We start from the raw sequence: 15,538 nt of genomic DNA on the forward strand, positions 1-15,538 counted from the left end.
ATGAGCGAAACGGCAAGCTGGCAACCAAGTGCACCCATCGCCAATTTGTTGAAGCGCGCAGCGATTCTGGCTGAAATTCGGCGTTTCTTTGCCGATCGTGGCGTGTTGGAAGTTGAAACACCGACGATGAGTCAGGCGACGGTGACGGATATACACCTGTTCCCGTTTAAAACGCATTTCGTCGGCCCAGGGGCGGCAGACGGTATGACGCTGTATATGATGACCAGCCCGGAATATCACATGAAACGCCTGTTGGCTGCGGGCAGCGGTCCTATCTACCAAATGGGGCGTAGTTTCCGTAATGAGGAAGCGGGTCGGCACCATAACCCAGAATTCACCATGTTGGAGTGGTATCGCCCACATTACGACATGTACCGCTTGATGAACGAAGTAGACGACTTGCTGCAACAGGTTCTGGACTGTGAAAAAGCAGAGGCGTTGTCTTATCAGCAGGCGTTCTTGCGTCATCTAGATATTGATCCGTTGTCGGCGGAAAAGGCGCAATTGCGTGAAGCCGCTGCCAAGCTCGATCTGAGCAATATCGCTGATACCGAAGAAGACCGCGATACTTTGCTACAACTGTTGTTCACCGTGGGGGTCGAGCCACATATTGGCCGCGAAAAACCGGCGTTTGTTTATCACTTCCCGGCTTCTCAGGCGGCGTTGGCAGAAATCAGTACCGAAGATCACCGCGTGGCGGAACGCTTCGAGGTGTATTTCAAAGGTATTGAGTTGGCGAACGGTTTCCGCGAATTGACTGACAGCAGCGAACAGCGTCAGCGTTTTGAACAGGATAATCGCAAGCGTGCGGCGCGTGGTCTGCCGGAACACCCGATCGACAATAATCTGTTGGATGCACTGCAACACGGAATGCCGGAGTGTTCGGGCGTTGCGTTGGGAGTCGACCGTTTGGTGATGTTGGCGTTAGGGGCAGAAAGTTTGGCGGATGTCGTTGCCTTCCCGGTGATGCGCGCTTAAATCCCCTTCATCATATAAAGAAAGGGTTCGGCATGTTAAGTGCCGAACCCTTTTTGCTTTTACAGCCCGCCAGTTTCGCGTTTGGTTTTGCGAGCTGGGGTAGAAGACGGTGTACGGCCATTGTTGGTGAGACGCCCCAAGGTTTCGCTACGTACTTGGAACGGTGGGTACGGCAAGGTGAGGCCATGCTCGCGGTAACCTGCCAAGATAGATTGATGAATCTCGTGACGCAATGGCATGCGGTGACCCATCTCGGCAGCGTAAAGACGCAATTCGAAGATCTGGATACCCTGTTGCAGGTCGGCCAGATAAGCCTCTGGCGGTGGGTTCTCCAACACCAATGAACAGCGACCTGCGGCATCGAGCATGATTTTGGTCACTTCCTCGGTGTTGGCTTCTGCTGGCGCTGGCACTGTTAGTACCACACGGGTTACGGTGTCAGACAGCGACCAGTTAACGAACTGCTCGGTAATAAATGCCTTGTTCGGCACGATGATCTCTTTGCGATCCCAATCCGAAATGGTGGTCGCCCGAGTGTTGATCTTGGTGATCGTCCCGGTTAGGTTGCGGATCGTCACGGTATCGCCGATGCGGATCGGTTTCTCGAACAGGATGATCAAGCCAGAGATAAAGTTGGAGAAGATCTCCTGCATGCCAAAGCCTAACCCGACGCTGAGTGCGGTCACCACCCATTGCAGTTTCGACCATTCAATACCGATCCAAGCGAAGCTGAGGATCGCGCCAAACAGCAACAGCAAGTATTTGGTGATGGTGGTGATGGCATAACCGGTGCCTGGAGTTAGATCCAAATGCTGTAAGACCGCTAGCTCGAGCAAGGCTGGCAAGTTGCGAACTAACTGCATAGTGACGATCAACACCAGAATCGCGATCAGCACGGCAGCCAGCGTTATTGGGTGCTGGACGTCGACGCCGTTAACGGTGGAAGTGACGTCCCACAGTGAGATGTTTTCCAAGAAGCTAAAGGCCGAGTGGATCTCTGACCAGAGAACGATCACGCACACCAGTGCGATCATCGTCAGGATCGAGCGAACCAGACGCAACGATTGGGCGCTGATCGCATCAAGATCGATCTCGGTATCATCCACATCCAGCGAACCTTCGGTACTGCTGATGAAGTGGGTATGTGGCGAGTCTTCCTCGCCGCGCGCACGTTGCGCCAGAATATCGGCACGGCGCTGCTTGGCGCGATCGAAGGCAATGCGTCGCCGCTGGATCAGCATCCAACGGCGAATAATATGGTAAACCACCAACAGGAAGAACCAGATGGCGACAGAGGTTTCCAAACGCGCCAACAAATCCTGTGCGGTGGTCAGATAACCGATTACCGAGGCCAGTGCCGCGATAATCGGGGCGGAAAGCAGCAAGCCCCACAACGCGGTGTTGATCATATTCTCGCCGGAGCCGTTTTTATCCAGATACAGCGGGATACCGGCTCGCTTCAGGCTCTGAGTCACCAATGCCAACGCCACACACAGCAAGATAAAGCACAGACGACCTAGGGTGTTGGAGAACTCGCGATCGTTAAGATTATCGAAGGTGATCAACGCCATAATCAACGGCACGATCAGCCAGACTGACATTTTGTAATAACGCATGGCACGAGAAACCTGCTTTGCAGGCCAACCAAAGTGGACGATAAACAACCCCTGTGGGTGGGCGAATGCTGCGCTGATCATGCATACCCACAGGATGGGCAGAGTGGCAGTCACACCATAACCAATGGCGACGGCCACCGGATACGGCCAGGCATTTTGCAAACCAAAGCCCAAGGCGGCCCAGAGTACTGGCAGCGGCAGTGCCACCAGAATCGACCAGAATACAGTGCGTAACGTCAGGTAAAATTGATCCTGCGTGACTTTGCCGACCTTGTTGCTGGCTCGCGCTAAGAAGGCATGGTAGTGCTTACGCGAGCTGATACTGAATATCACCAACAGCAGGGCACCGAAAATAGGAATCAGTGTTTCTTTGCTAGTCACCATCATCATTGATGCGCCGCTGAGCTGCGCGAGCGTATCAAGCGACAGTAAGCGGGTTAGATCGTGGGCGACGTTAACTGGGTATGACAGGCTAATTGCGCCGACGTCCGGCACCCAAAACAGGTAACGGTGGGTGGCGTCTTTAATTTCATTCAGCGCTTCAACTAACTGACTGTTAGCAACTTTCAGCTTGGTCAGCTCGAGGATCTGGGTATCGCAACCGGAAAGCAGTGAGTTCAGCAACTCACGCTGAGTCACCATTTGAGTATCAAGGATGCGCTGTTGGTCGCGAGTCAGCTCGCTGCCATCATCTTGTTTCAGCCCTTGTATTCGTTGCGGCAGTTTTTCCAACTGACTTTCAAAACGCAGGCGTTGAACACGCAACTGTGCCATATCGTTATCCAGTTGCTGCGGTTTGGGCATTTCTGGCAACGTGCCAATCTGCGCACGCAGCGTTTCCCCTAATACTGAGGATGCACCAAGCCATTGGGCTTGTTCGATAATGGTACTGAGTGCCTGGCGAACCTGTAGCGTTTGCGCGGCGGCTTGGCGTTGTTGGGAAGAGATCAGATCCATGCGCTGTGCCTGCTGGTTCAGCGCGGTAGAAAGCTCACGGTTGACCTGCAATTGCTGGCGCACGCTTTGCGGCAAATCGCCATTTTGCTCCGCCAGTTGTTCTGTTTTAGCCAGCGCCAGTTCGGCTTCACGTTGGCGTTGGCTGTTGAGGTTGTTGCGAAGTGCTTGAAGCTGAATATCAATCTTGCCGTGGCGCGTCTTGTAAACTTCAGCGCGCATCCGCGCCAGCTCTTGCCGGTTATTGGCGGAAAGTTGCGCCAACTCCAGCTCATCCACTTTCGCCTTACGCGCGGCGGTTTCAGTTTGTAGCGCATAGAGCTGCGCTTGGGAATACGGTGTGCTTGGGTTGCCCGGATGCGCCTGCAAACGACGATTAACTTCGGTTAAAGCGCGACGGGCTTCGCTTTGTTGCTGTGGCAATTGACCCAGCGAATCACTGATTTCGCGGGTTCTATCCTGCTCTTGCTGCAACAAACGCGCCTGTTCCAGCAGTTGGCTGCTGGTTTGCAGGATCAGTTGTTCCAAATCGCTGGTGGGGAGGTTGTCACCGTTGGGCAGGAGTTTGGTGGTTTCAATCTCCAGCTGGCGGCGCAGCTCCTGCGTCATTTTCGGGAAATCGTCGATGACACGCTGATACTGTGAGGAACGAGTGGTTGATTCTTTCCGCTCTGTCAGCCAGTTGATGGCGCTTTGCAGCGCCGTCACCGTTTCCGCCTGATTTGGCGTGTTCTTGCTACCTTCGGCTTGCTTCAGATCCTGTTTGAGTGTTGACTCATCGGGAACGGGGGCGGCCAGCACCGGCTCCGCCAGCAAACAACCGAGCAATAACGTAATAATCAGGCGCACAGCATCAGTTCCTTTAGCTCTGTGGTGATTCTGCCGCCGCTGGCGCGGTGGTCATATCGGCGAATACCGCACCCATACGGGTGATGGTGCCGTTTTGCAGATGCGGGGAAAACTCTACGCTACCCGCAGTGAACAGGTTGATGACCGTGGAGCCGAGTTTGAAACGCCCCATTTCCTCACCTTTTTCCAACTGGATAGCGCCTTCTTCCCCCTGCACTGGATAAGTCCAACGTTTGATAATGCCTTCACGTGGTGGTGTGACGGTCCCCGACCAGACAGTTTCGATACTGCCAACAATGGTAGCGCCGACCAAAATCTGCACCATTGGGCCAAATTCGGTATCAAACACGCAAATCACACGTTCGTTACGCGCAAACAGGTTAGGAACGTTAGCTGCGGTTAACGGATTGACCGAGAACAGATCGCCCGGCACGTAGATCATCTCACGCAGTACGCCATCACACGGCATATGTACGCGGTGGTAGTCGCTCGGTGCCAAATAAGTGGTGGCAAACAGCCCGTTACGGAAAGGCTCTGCTAAGTGGTAGTTACCCGCCAGTAGCGCTTCTAGGCTGTAATAGTGGCCTTTAGCTTGGAAAATCTGATCGTCGTTGATTGGGCCTAGTTGGCTGATAGCGCCGTCAGCAGGCAATGCCAATTGTAGCGGATCGCTGACTACCGGGCGCGCGCCGTCACGTAGTGGGCGCACGAAGAAATCGTTGAAGGTTGCGTATGAGGTCAGATCTGGGTTCTGCGCTTCCTGCATATTAACTTTGTAGTAGCGAGCGAAAGCCTTCACCACCAGCTGAGTTAACCAACCGGCTTTTTTGTCAGCACCCCAGCCAGCCAAACGGGTCAGCGCCAGCTTCGGCAACCCATACTGTAATTTAATTTTGATGCTATCCAGCACGTTAACCTCTTGAATATAAATACTCGTTTCAACGGCAATCCTGCCGTTGTCGATATGCGCGTCGTCGTTAGTTATTGGCTTCCGGGAAGTTCTTACGAACTTTCACCTGTGCCATACTTTCCAAAATACGGTGATAGTTATCGAAACGTTCTTCGGCAATATCACCACGCTCAACTGCGGCACGAATGGCACAGCCAGGATCGTTGTCGTGACTGCAGTCACGGAATTTGCAACTACCTAAGTAATCACGGAATTCGACAAATCCACGGGTGATTTGTTCTGGTTCCAAATGCCACAGGCCAAATTCACGTACACCTGGTGAGTCGATCACATCACCACCGTGTTGGAAATGGTAAAGCCGTGCGGCGGTCGTGGTATGTTGCCCGAGGCCTGAGTTATCGGAAACCTCATTGACCAGAATTTGCTCTTTTGTTGGTAGCAGCAGGGCGTTCAACAGGCTGGATTTCCCTACACCTGACTGACCGGCGAAGATACTGATGCGTCCGGCCAATGCCTGCTCGAACTCTGGCATCCCTTCACGGGTACGGCTGGAAACCTCCAACACGGCGTAACCAATTTTGCGATAAATCGCCATCATGCCATCGACTAACTTACGTGCCTCGGCATCCAATAGATCGATCTTGTTCAACACGACTAATGGTTCGACTTCCAGCGTTTCACAAGCGACCAAATAGCGATCGATAATGTTGAGTGAAAGTTCGGGCAAGATCGCCGAAACAATCACGATCTGGTTGATATTAGCGGCGATGGGTTTTACGCCGTCATAGAAATCAGGACGGGTCAGCACGGAGGTACGTTCATGAACCGCCTCAACGATGCCCTTGACGCCTTCATGGCTCCCCACGCCCGGACGCCACACCACGCGATCGCCGGTTACCAGCGAACGTAAAGTTCGACGGATATTACAGCGATGCTGGGTGCCATCGGTGGCTTCAACGTCGGCGTGCATGCCAAAACGGCTGATAACGATGCCTTCTTGTGGCTCACCCAGTTGGGAATCATCCAACTCTGGTTTGTTATCCGTGCGCTTCAGACGACGTTGATGGTTTGCTTGTACGCGGCGTTGTTGGCCTTTGGACAGTTTGTTTTTGCTCACTGAGCCTCACTTGAACACCTGTAGTCGCCCGTTGCGACCAAAGAGTTTATGATACCAGCTATTTTGTATTAATTAACTGTTAACGGCGCTGGGCATTCTGGCGGCTGCACGACAGGTTTTTCGCTTTTTACACAGGAAACATCATGACAGCTAACGAAAATAACCTGATTTGGATCGATCTGGAGATGACCGGGTTAGATCCAGAACGCGATCGTATCATTGAGATTGCTACGCTGGTCACTGACGCCAACCTGAATATTCTGGCTGAAGGCCCGGTTATCGCCGTGTATCAGTCGGATGCACAACTTGCTTTGATGGATGAGTGGAATGTACGTACTCATACTGGCAGCGGGCTAGTGGAGCGAGTAAAGGCCAGCAAGCAAGAGGATCGTGATGCCGAGTTGGCTACTATCGCTTTCTTGCAAGAGTGGGTACCCGCGGGTAAATCACCTATTTGCGGTAATAGCATCGGGCAGGATCGCCGTTTCCTGTTCCGTTATATGCCAGAATTGGAAGCCTACTTCCATTATCGCTATCTGGATGTCAGTACGCTGAAAGAGTTGGCACGCCGCTGGAAACCAGAAATTTTGGATGGTTTTACCAAGCAGGGCACTCATCAGGCGATGGACGATATCCGCGAGTCAGTAGCGGAATTGGCCTATTACCGCGAGAATTTTATTAAACTTTAAGATTCAGTTGTGCCCCTGAATGCTTTGCTGGCGCTTAATTCATCACTTTGCCGTTTAAAACAGCAATCAAACAAAATTCGCATTTTTTTGCTTTTAGGGGCTTGCGACAGCAAGGATTTCTCGTATAATGCGCACCCCGTACCGATGAAGAATTTCGTAAAGTTCAACATCGATGCGCCGGGCGGGAATAGCTCAGTTGGTAGAGCACGACCTTGCCAAGGTCGGGGTCGCGAGTTCGAGTCTCGTTTCCCGCTCCAATATTCAACAACGTTGCCAAGTCAGCGTAATGAATAAAAAAGTAGTGTCTTGTAGTAGTAAAAATTAGTACCCATGCGACGCGGGAATAGCTCAGTTGGTAGAGCACGACCTTGCCAAGGTCGGGGTCGCGAGTTCGAGTCTCGTTTCCCGCTCCAAAAATTTCAAAGGCCATAAGCAGTGTTGATGGTCGGATGCCAAAAGCATCTCAATGCGGGAATAGCTCAGTTGGTAGAGCACGACCTTGCCAAGGTCGGGGTCGCGAGTTCGAGTCTCGTTTCCCGCTCCAATTTTCTCTCCAGTTTAAAATCCAGTCTACGCCCCAGCCGGTGTGGCTTTCTGTTCTGTAATTTACATTCGCTATAAATGTTGTGAACAGAGTTATCCACAGTTTTTGCTCATAATACCGTCAGTTTAAAAAATCAACAGGATAATAATGATAAATTTATCTATTTGATAAATAATAGTATTTATTTATATGAAAACGTTATCTTGATCACTTGCTCTTTTTGTTGCGTTTGAAAGACAACATGTTTTTATTTTTATGCACAAATCCACAGAGTGAGGTATACCAGTAGAATGATAGGCCTGTCATTGGCTTTAGGCATCCCTCGGTAATCCTTTTTCCACTGCTCGAATCAATCGTTTTTTCTGTGTAGTCTGCACTTCAACGCCCTGCGCTTCACGGCGTGCCCACTGCTGTGCCAACGCCCAATCAATATGTTCGTCCAACAGAGCATTCTGACCTTGCCGTGCACGCAAGGCGATCACAATACTGTCCAGATAGGGCGCATTACCCAATGCAACCGCGATATTACGCAACCAGCGCAGGTGTCCGATACGGCGAATGGCTGAACCTTCGGTAATACGAAGGAATTTTTCTTCGTTCCAGCCAAATAAGTCGATCAGTTGTGGCGCGTGTAATGCCGCTCGTGGGCTGAAATCATTTTCATCGGTGAGCTGAGAGAAACGGTTCCAAGGGCAAATCAACTGACAATCGTCGCAACCGTAAATACGATTGCCGAGTAATGGACGAAACTCTTCTGGGATCGCGCCTTCCAATTCAATGGTTAGATAGGAAATACAGCGCCTGGCATCCACGGTGTAAGGGGCAACAATCGCACCGGTTGGACAGGTTGTGATACAGGCGACACAGCGACCGCACTGTTCTTGCTGCGGCTGATCGATAGGTAAGGGTAAATCGATCAGCAACTCGCCGAGAAAGAACCATGAACCGGCTTCGCGATTTAATATAAGTGAGTGTTTACCAACCCAGCCGATACCAGCCTTAGCGGCTAAAGCACGTTCCATCACCGGAGCTGAATCAACAAACGGACGGAAATTCAGCTCACCACAGTATTCCTGAATTTGCTCACCCAGTTTCTTGAGTCGCTGGCGCAGCAATTTGTGGTAATCACGCCCCAGCGCATAACGGCTGACGTAACCCAGTTCCGGGTTTTGTAAGGTGCTGGCAAAAGCGGCTTTGGCGGGCAAATAATTCATGCGCACGCTGATCACCCGTAAAGTGCCGGGCAACAGCTCGTGTGGCCGGGCTCGCATCATGCCATGGCGCGCCATCCACTCCATCTCACCGTGATATTGCTTATCCAGCCAGGCCTGCAATCGCGGCTCCTCCAGGCTGAGATCGGTATCGCAAATACCGACTTGCTGGAATCCTAGCGATTGCCCCCATTGCTTGATATGTTGGGCGAGTTGATTGAGATCGAGAGGGTGTGTCATGACGAGCCACAGTGAGAAACAATACCTCGGTAGTTTACCACACTCTGTCTGGTCTGCGGACAGGCTTCGCCAAGCGGAACCTGTTGCCGCCGCCGCTGTGGGTATTTCCTTATACGACCTAATGCAACGTGCTGGTGCAGCGGCTTATGCACTGGCTAGCGATTATTATCCCGATTGTCGCCATTGGCTGGTGTTATGCGGGCATGGTAACAACGGTGGTGATGGTTATGTGGTGGCTCGATTGGCCGTTACTGCCGGGATAAAAGTGACGTTGATTGCCTGCGAAGGTTCTCGTCCGTTACCTCCCGAAGCGGCCGAGGCACGGCAAGCTTGGCTAGACGACGGTGGTGAAATTTATCCCGCGGATAGCCATTGGCCACAAGATATCGATCTGATCATCGACGGCTTATTGGGTACCGGTTTAGGGGCTACCCCTCGAGAGCCTTATGCCGCCTTGATAGACGCAGCCAACCGCACGCATTTACCGATTATCGCACTGGATATTCCCTCCGGCTTGTTAGCTGAAAGTGGTGCAACACCGGGAGCGGTGATGCGTGCGACTCACACCATCACCTTTATCGCTCTCAAGCCGGGTTTGTTGACTGGGCAGGCGCGCGACTGGGTGGGACAACGACATATCAACACGCTGGGGCTGACGGATTGGTTGGCGAAACAGCCAGTACAGATTCAGCGAGTGACTTCCGCAGACTTGCCGCAATGGCTGCATCCACGACGTCCATGCTCGCACAAAGGGAAACATGGACGTTTACTCGTGGTAGGTGGCGATCATGGTTTTGGCGGTGCTATTCGCATGGCGGCTGAAGCAGCGTTACGTAGCGGTGCGGGGTTGGTGCGAGTACTCACTCACATTGAACATGTGGCTCCGTTGCTCACGGCTCGCCCGGAGCTGATGGTGCAACGTCTCACCGACGATACGTTGCAACAAGCGCTTGAATGGGCGGATGTCGTCGTAATCGGTCCCGGTCTGGGCATGGGAAAATGGGGTCAGAATGCACTGAAAGTGCTGCAATCCAATAATAAACCGGCCTTATGGGATGCGGATGCGCTTAACTTGCTGGCATTAAATCCCGAGAAACGGCAAAATCGCGTGATCACTCCGCATCCTGGCGAGGCTGCTCGGCTATTGGGTTGTCGTACTGCCGATATTGAGAGTAATCGCTTACTTTCAGTGCGTAAATTGGCAGAGAATTACGGTGGCGTAGTGGTGCTCAAAGGTGCTGGCACCTTGATTGCCAGTGAGCACGGGGAAATGACCATCGCCGATGTCGGTAATGCGGGCATGGCCTCTGGCGGTATGGGCGACGTGTTGTCCGGTATTATCGGTGGTTTGCTGGCGCAAAAGCTCTCACTGTATGATGCTGCCTGTGCCGGTTGTGTGGTGCATGGTGCCGCCGCAGACAGTATGGCTGATAAGCAAGGAACAAGGGGATTGTTGGCAACCGATTTGTTGCTGGAAATCCCTTATTACGTAAACCCTGGGTTGGCAAAATAGAATAATCGAATGAAAGAACTCGTTTTACCTCTACCGGATGAGGCCGCGACCGTCGCATTGGGCGCTTCTTTGGCTAAGGCCTGCGATCGCGCCAGTGTTATCTATCTTTATGGCGACTTGGGTGCTGGCAAAACGACCTTTAGTCGTGGTTTTCTTCAGGCTTTGGGGCATCAGGGTAATGTAAAAAGCCCAACTTACACGTTAGTGGAACCTTATGCGCTGCAACCGCTGGCGGTGTATCATTTTGATCTGTATCGATTAGCCGATCCAGAAGAACTCGAATTTATGGGCATTCGCGACTATTTCGCGCAGGATGCTATTTGCTTGGTGGAATGGCCACAACAAGGCACTGGCGTCTTGCCCGATCCGGATCTTGAACTGCACTTGAGCTATCAGGATCAAGGCCGCGAGGCAAAAATTGACGCGGTTTCCGACTATGGCCGCCAGCTTTTAGACCGACTACAAGGATCACAGGGATGACGCTGCAATGATGTATGGCTTGAGAAAACTGCTGATTATTGCGCTGTTAGGGTTGTTGGGGTTAGGCAACGCGCTGGCGGCATCGTCGTTATCTGATATTAAAGTGACCAACGCCAAGCGCGAAGCGACGGTATCGGTGAGCTTCAATGGCCCACCAGCTTATGCATTTTTCCCGCTGCGTGGCCCCGACCGTGTGGTGCTGGACGTTAACCAAAGTGGCAAGGTAACGGGTTTACCGTTGAACTTTAGCGGCCAGAATTTGGTAAAAAGCGTGCGTTCTAGCACGCCGAAAGATGCCCAGAGTGTGCGTTTAGTGTTTGATCTCACTCAGCGCGCTAAAACTCGCGCGGTGACACGCCAGAACGGCAATATCTATACCGTGGTATTCACCATCGCTGCCGAAGGTAATAGCACCAACAACGTCACAACGACCACTGCACGTAAAGCGCCAACCTCTGCGCCAGTGCAGGCGGTCAGCGAGCCGGTACGGAAATCGTCGTCAGTCACGTCAAGCGGTAGCAATCCATTCAACAATAAGCCCGTTGTGGTTGCCGAAGAGCCCGCCGAGGTCGCTCCACGTGCTAGCCGCGTTTCAGCCGGTTCAGGTGAGCGGATTGTGGTCGCGATTGACGCTGGCCACGGTGGACAAGATCCGGGGGCGATTGGACCTTCGGGGCTGAAAGAGAAGAACGTCACCATCGCCATTGCTCGCCGTTTGCAAGCGTTGTTGGATGACGATCGGATGTTCAAACCGGTGCTAACGCGTAACGGCGACTACTTTATTTCGGTGATGGGCCGTTCCGATGTGGCGCGTAAGCAAAATGCCAACGTGCTGGTTTCTATTCATGCCGATGCGGCACCAAATCGTAGCGCCAACGGAGCCTCGGTGTGGGTGTTGTCTAACCGTCGTGCCAATAGTGAGATGGCGGGGTGGCTGGAACAGCATGAGAAACAGTCTGAATTACTAGGCGGCGCGGGCGATTTGTTGGCGAATAGCCAAGCCGATCCCTACCTCAGCCAAGCGGTGCTGGATCTGCAATTCGGTCACTCGCAGCGCGTCGGTTATGACGTGGCGGTGAAAGTGCTACAGCAGTTGGACAGCGTGGGCTCTTTGCATAAACGTCGCCCAGAGCACGCGAGTTTAGGTGTGTTGCGTTCCCCGGACATCCCGTCACTGCTGGTGGAAACCGGGTTTATCAGTAATGGCACTGAGGAACGTTTGCTGGGTAGTAGCGCTTATCAAGAGAAAGTTGCCAGAGCAATCTATAACGGGCTACGCAGTTATTTCCAAGCGAATCCACTGCAAGGCGCGCCGAGACAAGAAAACCGCCCAATGCAGGTTGCTGGTTCGAGTAAATCGTCCTCATCGAGTAAGGCGACGAAAAGTAGCACCAAAGCGACCAGACACAAAGTCACGCGTGGTGATACGCTTTCCTCCATTGCGTCACAATATGGTGTGAGCGTGAGTGACCTGAAACGCGTCAATAAATTGAAATCGGACGTTGCGCCACTGGATCGGACACTGACAATTCCACAAGCGTAACGTCATTAATCAAGGAAGCCGTATGCCTATCCAGGTGTTGCCACCACAGCTTGCCAACCAGATTGCCGCCGGAGAAGTGGTCGAGCGACCTGCATCGGTGGTGAAAGAGCTGGTGGAAAACAGTCTGGATGCTGGCGCGACGCGTATCGATATTGATATCGAGCGTGGTGGAGCCAAGCTGATCCGTATTCGTGATAATGGCTGTGGCATCAGTAAGGCCGATCTGGCGTTGGCTTTGGCTCGCCACGCTACCAGCAAAATCAGTACGTTGGATGATCTGGAAGCAATTGTCAGCTTAGGGTTCCGCGGTGAAGCGCTAGCCAGTATTAGCTCCGTATCCCGTTTGACGCTCACTTCCCGCACTGAAGAACAAAACGAAGCTTGGCAAGCGTATGCCGAAGGCCGCGAGCAGTCGGTGACGGTCAAACCAGCGGCGCATCCAGTGGGCACCACCATCGAAGTGCTGGATCTGTTCTACAACACTCCGGCGCGACGTAAGTTTATGCGCACCGAAAAAACCGAGTTTGGTCATATCGACGAAGTGGTACGGCGGATTGCACTGGCGCGTTTCGATGTAGCGATCAATCTGCACCACAACGGCAAATTGATACGCCAATACCGAGCGGCGAAAGAAGAGAGTCAGCATGAGCGCCGTTTGGGCACTATCTGCGGCCCGGCATTTTTACAACATGCGTTGACGATCTCATGGCAGCATGGCGATCTGACTATTCGCGGTTGGGTGGCTGATCCAAAGGGCGCGAGCCAGCTCACGGATATGCAGTACTGCTATGTGAATAGCCGCATGATGCGCGATCGTTTGATCAACCATGCGATCCGCCAAGCCTATCAAGATCAGTTAAAAGACGATCAACAGCCGGCGTATGTGTTGTATCTGGAAGTCGATCCGCATCAGGTTGACGTCAACGTTCATCCGGCGAAACACGAAGTACGTTTCCATCAGGCACGACTGGTACACGACTTTATCTATCAGGCCGTGACCACGGTGCTGCAACAGATTGGTACGAGTGCGCCATTGCCGCTGGCAGTGGAAGAGGAAACCGGTGAAGTTACCCGTTGGCAACCGGAAAACCGCGTCGCCGCTGGGGGTAACCACTTCTCACAACCGGCGCCGCGACGTGAAGAACGACCAAGTTCACCTCCATCGCCATCGGTCGCGCGTGAGCGTGCTCCGCAAGCTTATGGTGGCTCCGGCTACCAAAAACGCGAAGGTGAGCTTTACGGCAAGCTATTGCAGGCTGATCCTCTGCTAGAACCCAAAGAGGAAGCGCCAAAACAGCCGCTGTTCCCGCAACCGGCACCAAGCGTGCAGGAAACTCCGTTAGCGGGAAGCCAGCACAGTTTTGGCCGTGTCCTGATGATTTATCCACCGAGCTATGCCTTGGTGGAACAGCGACAGCAACTGGCATTATTGAATTTATCGGTGGCAGAGCGCTGGTTGCGTCAAGCGCAATTGAATCCTTCGACCGAAGGGCTACGTCCACAGCCGTTGTTGATCCCGATTAAGCTGACGTTGAACAAAAATGAAACGGCGGCTTGTGTACGTCATCAACCATTATTGGAAAAAATGGGGTTGGATTTACAATCCGAGCACGGGCGTGTGACGCTGCGCGCAGTGCCTTTACCATTACGCCAACAAAATTTACAAAAGTTGATACCCGAACTGTTAGGCTACTTGGCCGAGCATCAAGAGATATCGCCTGAAGTGCTTGCCACTTGGCTCGCGCGCCATTTAGGCAGCGAGCATGAACAATGGAATACTTCACAAGCGATACAATTGCTGACCGACGTTGAACGACTTTGCCCACAATTGGTCAAATCACCACAACCTGGTCTTTTACAACCTGTTGATTTACAGGCTGCACTGGCGGCCCTTAAGCATGACTGAAATTGAAATGACATCACGTCCCCCTGCCATTTTTATTATGGGGCCGACGGCTTCGGGCAAAACTGCACTGGCGATGGCGCTACGTGAGCGTTTGCCCGTTGAACTGATCAGCGTAGATTCCGCGCTGATATATCGCGGTATGGATATCGGCACGGCGAAGCCAAGCGCAGAAGAGCTGGCAAAAGCACCGCATAGGCTGATTGATATTCGCGATCCTGCCGACGTTTATTCTGCTGCTGATTTTCGTTCCGACGCATTAAAAGAAATGGCTAACATCACCGCCGCAGGCAAGATCCCGCTGTTGGTGGGCGGTACTATGTTGTATTTCAAAGCATTGTTGGAAGGATTGTCGCCGTTACCGTCGGCGGATCCACAGGTGCGTGAGCGCATCGAACAACTGGCGGCGGAGCAAGGTTGGGAGGCTTTACACCAGCAATTGCAACAGATTGATCCGGTTGCCGCATTGAGAATTCATCCGAATGATCCGCAGAGACTTTCTAGAGCACTGGAAGTTTTTTTCATTTCGGGTAAAACTTTAACGGATCTGACTAAAATTTCAGGTGAATCGTTGCCGTATCATGTTCACCAATTTGCGATTGCACCCATGAGCCGAGAGTTGTTACATCAACGTATCGAATTGCGGTTCCATCAGATGTTGGCGGCAGGTTTTGAAACGGAAGCGCGTGCACTTTTCGCACGAGATGATCTGCATACGGATTTGCCTTCTATTCGCTGTGTTGGTTATCGCCAGATGTGGTCATTTTTATCTGGCGAAATTAGTTACGATGAGATGGTTTATCGTGGTATTTGCGCAACACGTCAGCTGGCCAAACGCCAAATGACCTGGTTACGAGGCTGGGATTCGGTTCACTGGTTAGACAGTGATAAACCGGAAGCGGCTTTGGACGCGGTAATTGGTGCATAGGTTGCTTGATTGTGTACAATTGATGAGTATTCAGCGCGCAAATTTTTTTAGGTCGTTTATTTT

11 protein-coding genes and 3 tRNA genes are annotated in these 15,538 nt (G+C 52.4%); 10 read left to right on the forward strand and 4 right to left on the reverse strand.

Features of this window, described 5'->3' with window-relative positions:
• The gene (epmA, locus tag AC3ISQ_RS01780) at positions 1-978 is read left to right on the forward strand and encodes an elongation factor P--(R)-beta-lysine ligase (RefSeq protein ID WP_489350277.1); all 978 of its coding nucleotides are present in this window, start codon (positions 1-3) and stop codon (positions 976-978) included.
• Between the two features lie 59 nt (positions 979-1,037).
• Here epmA and mscM read toward each other — a convergent pair whose 3' ends face one another.
• The 3 genes from mscM to rsgA all read right to left on the reverse strand — a co-directional run bounded on the left by mscM (position 1,038) and on the right by rsgA (position 6,424).
• Positions 1,038-4,397, reverse strand: coding sequence for a miniconductance mechanosensitive channel MscM (gene mscM / locus AC3ISQ_RS01785; protein WP_489350278.1), 3,360 nt, complete (start codon positions 4,395-4,397; stop codon positions 1,038-1,040).
• Positions 4,398-4,410: 13 nt separating this feature from the next.
• Positions 4,411-5,307, reverse strand: coding sequence for an archaetidylserine decarboxylase (gene asd / locus AC3ISQ_RS01790; RefSeq protein WP_489350279.1), 897 nt, complete (start codon positions 5,305-5,307; stop codon positions 4,411-4,413).
• A 67-nt stretch (positions 5,308-5,374) separates the two neighbouring features.
• Positions 5,375-6,424 (reverse strand): small ribosomal subunit biogenesis GTPase RsgA, encoded by a 1,050-nt coding sequence (gene rsgA, locus AC3ISQ_RS01795; protein ID WP_489350280.1) that lies wholly within the window; start codon positions 6,422-6,424, stop codon positions 5,375-5,377.
• 143 nt (positions 6,425-6,567) lie between these two features.
• Between rsgA and orn the strand changes: the two genes are divergently transcribed.
• The 4 genes from orn to AC3ISQ_RS01815 all read left to right on the forward strand — a co-directional run bounded on the left by orn (position 6,568) and on the right by AC3ISQ_RS01815 (position 7,657).
• Positions 6,568-7,113, forward strand: coding sequence for an oligoribonuclease (gene orn, locus AC3ISQ_RS01800; RefSeq protein ID WP_489350281.1), 546 nt, complete (start codon positions 6,568-6,570; stop codon positions 7,111-7,113).
• Between the two features lie 181 nt (positions 7,114-7,294).
• Positions 7,295-7,370: transfer RNA gene (locus tag AC3ISQ_RS01805), tRNA-Gly, on the forward strand.
• Between the two features lie 80 nt (positions 7,371-7,450).
• Positions 7,451-7,526 (forward strand) — tRNA-Gly (locus tag AC3ISQ_RS01810).
• 55 nt (positions 7,527-7,581) lie between these two features.
• Positions 7,582-7,657: transfer RNA gene (locus AC3ISQ_RS01815), tRNA-Gly, on the forward strand.
• 311 nt (positions 7,658-7,968) lie between these two features.
• Here AC3ISQ_RS01815 and queG read toward each other — a convergent pair.
• Positions 7,969-9,108, reverse strand: coding sequence for a tRNA epoxyqueuosine(34) reductase QueG (gene queG, locus AC3ISQ_RS01820; RefSeq protein ID WP_489350282.1), 1,140 nt, complete (start codon positions 9,106-9,108; stop codon positions 7,969-7,971).
• On the opposite strand from queG, the gene nnr reads away from it, so the two are divergent.
• From nnr to miaA, 5 genes are read left to right on the forward strand one after another with little or no spacing between them, the layout of a single operon-like run.
• Positions 9,107-10,621 (forward strand): bifunctional ADP-dependent NAD(P)H-hydrate dehydratase/NAD(P)H-hydrate epimerase, encoded by a 1,515-nt coding sequence (nnr, locus tag AC3ISQ_RS01825; RefSeq protein WP_489350283.1) that lies wholly within the window; start codon positions 9,107-9,109, stop codon positions 10,619-10,621. The genes queG and nnr overlap by 2 nt on opposite strands.
• Positions 10,622-10,630: 9 nt before the next feature.
• A complete protein-coding gene (gene tsaE, locus AC3ISQ_RS01830; RefSeq protein WP_489350284.1) occupies positions 10,631-11,101 on the forward strand; it encodes a tRNA (adenosine(37)-N6)-threonylcarbamoyltransferase complex ATPase subunit type 1 TsaE in 471 nt (156 codons plus the stop codon).
• 7 nt (positions 11,102-11,108) lie between these two features.
• Positions 11,109-12,644, forward strand: coding sequence for an N-acetylmuramoyl-L-alanine amidase AmiB (gene amiB, locus AC3ISQ_RS01835; protein WP_489350285.1), 1,536 nt, complete (start codon positions 11,109-11,111; stop codon positions 12,642-12,644).
• Between the two features lie 22 nt (positions 12,645-12,666).
• Positions 12,667-14,550, forward strand: coding sequence for a DNA mismatch repair endonuclease MutL (gene mutL, locus AC3ISQ_RS01840; protein ID WP_489350286.1), 1,884 nt, complete (start codon positions 12,667-12,669; stop codon positions 14,548-14,550).
• Positions 14,543-15,475, forward strand: a complete 933-nt coding sequence (gene miaA / locus AC3ISQ_RS01845) for a tRNA (adenosine(37)-N6)-dimethylallyltransferase MiaA (RefSeq protein WP_489350287.1) — start codon at positions 14,543-14,545, stop codon at positions 15,473-15,475. The genes mutL and miaA overlap by 8 nt, the downstream gene beginning before the upstream one ends.
• The last annotated feature ends 63 nt before the right edge of the window (positions 15,476-15,538 follow it).

It is taken from the genome of Serratia sp. KH_031 (assembly GCF_057839655.1).

Coding starts and splice junctions, on each gene's coding strand:
- epmA (WP_489350277.1), top strand. CDS start 1: ATGAGCGAAACGGCAAGCTGGCAACCAAGTGCACCCATCGCCAATTTG.
- orn (WP_489350281.1), top strand. CDS start 6,568: ATGACAGCTAACGAAAATAACCTGATTTGGATCGATCTGGAGATGACC.
- nnr (WP_489350283.1), top strand. CDS start 9,107: ATGACGAGCCACAGTGAGAAACAATACCTCGGTAGTTTACCACACTCT.
- queG (WP_489350282.1), bottom strand. CDS start 9,108: ATGACACACCCTCTCGATCTCAATCAACTCGCCCAACATATCAAGCAA.
- tsaE (WP_489350284.1), top strand. CDS start 10,631: ATGAAAGAACTCGTTTTACCTCTACCGGATGAGGCCGCGACCGTCGCA.
- amiB (WP_489350285.1), top strand. CDS start 11,109: ATGATGTATGGCTTGAGAAAACTGCTGATTATTGCGCTGTTAGGGTTG.
- mutL (WP_489350286.1), top strand. CDS start 12,667: ATGCCTATCCAGGTGTTGCCACCACAGCTTGCCAACCAGATTGCCGCC.
- miaA (WP_489350287.1), top strand. CDS start 14,543: ATGACTGAAATTGAAATGACATCACGTCCCCCTGCCATTTTTATTATG.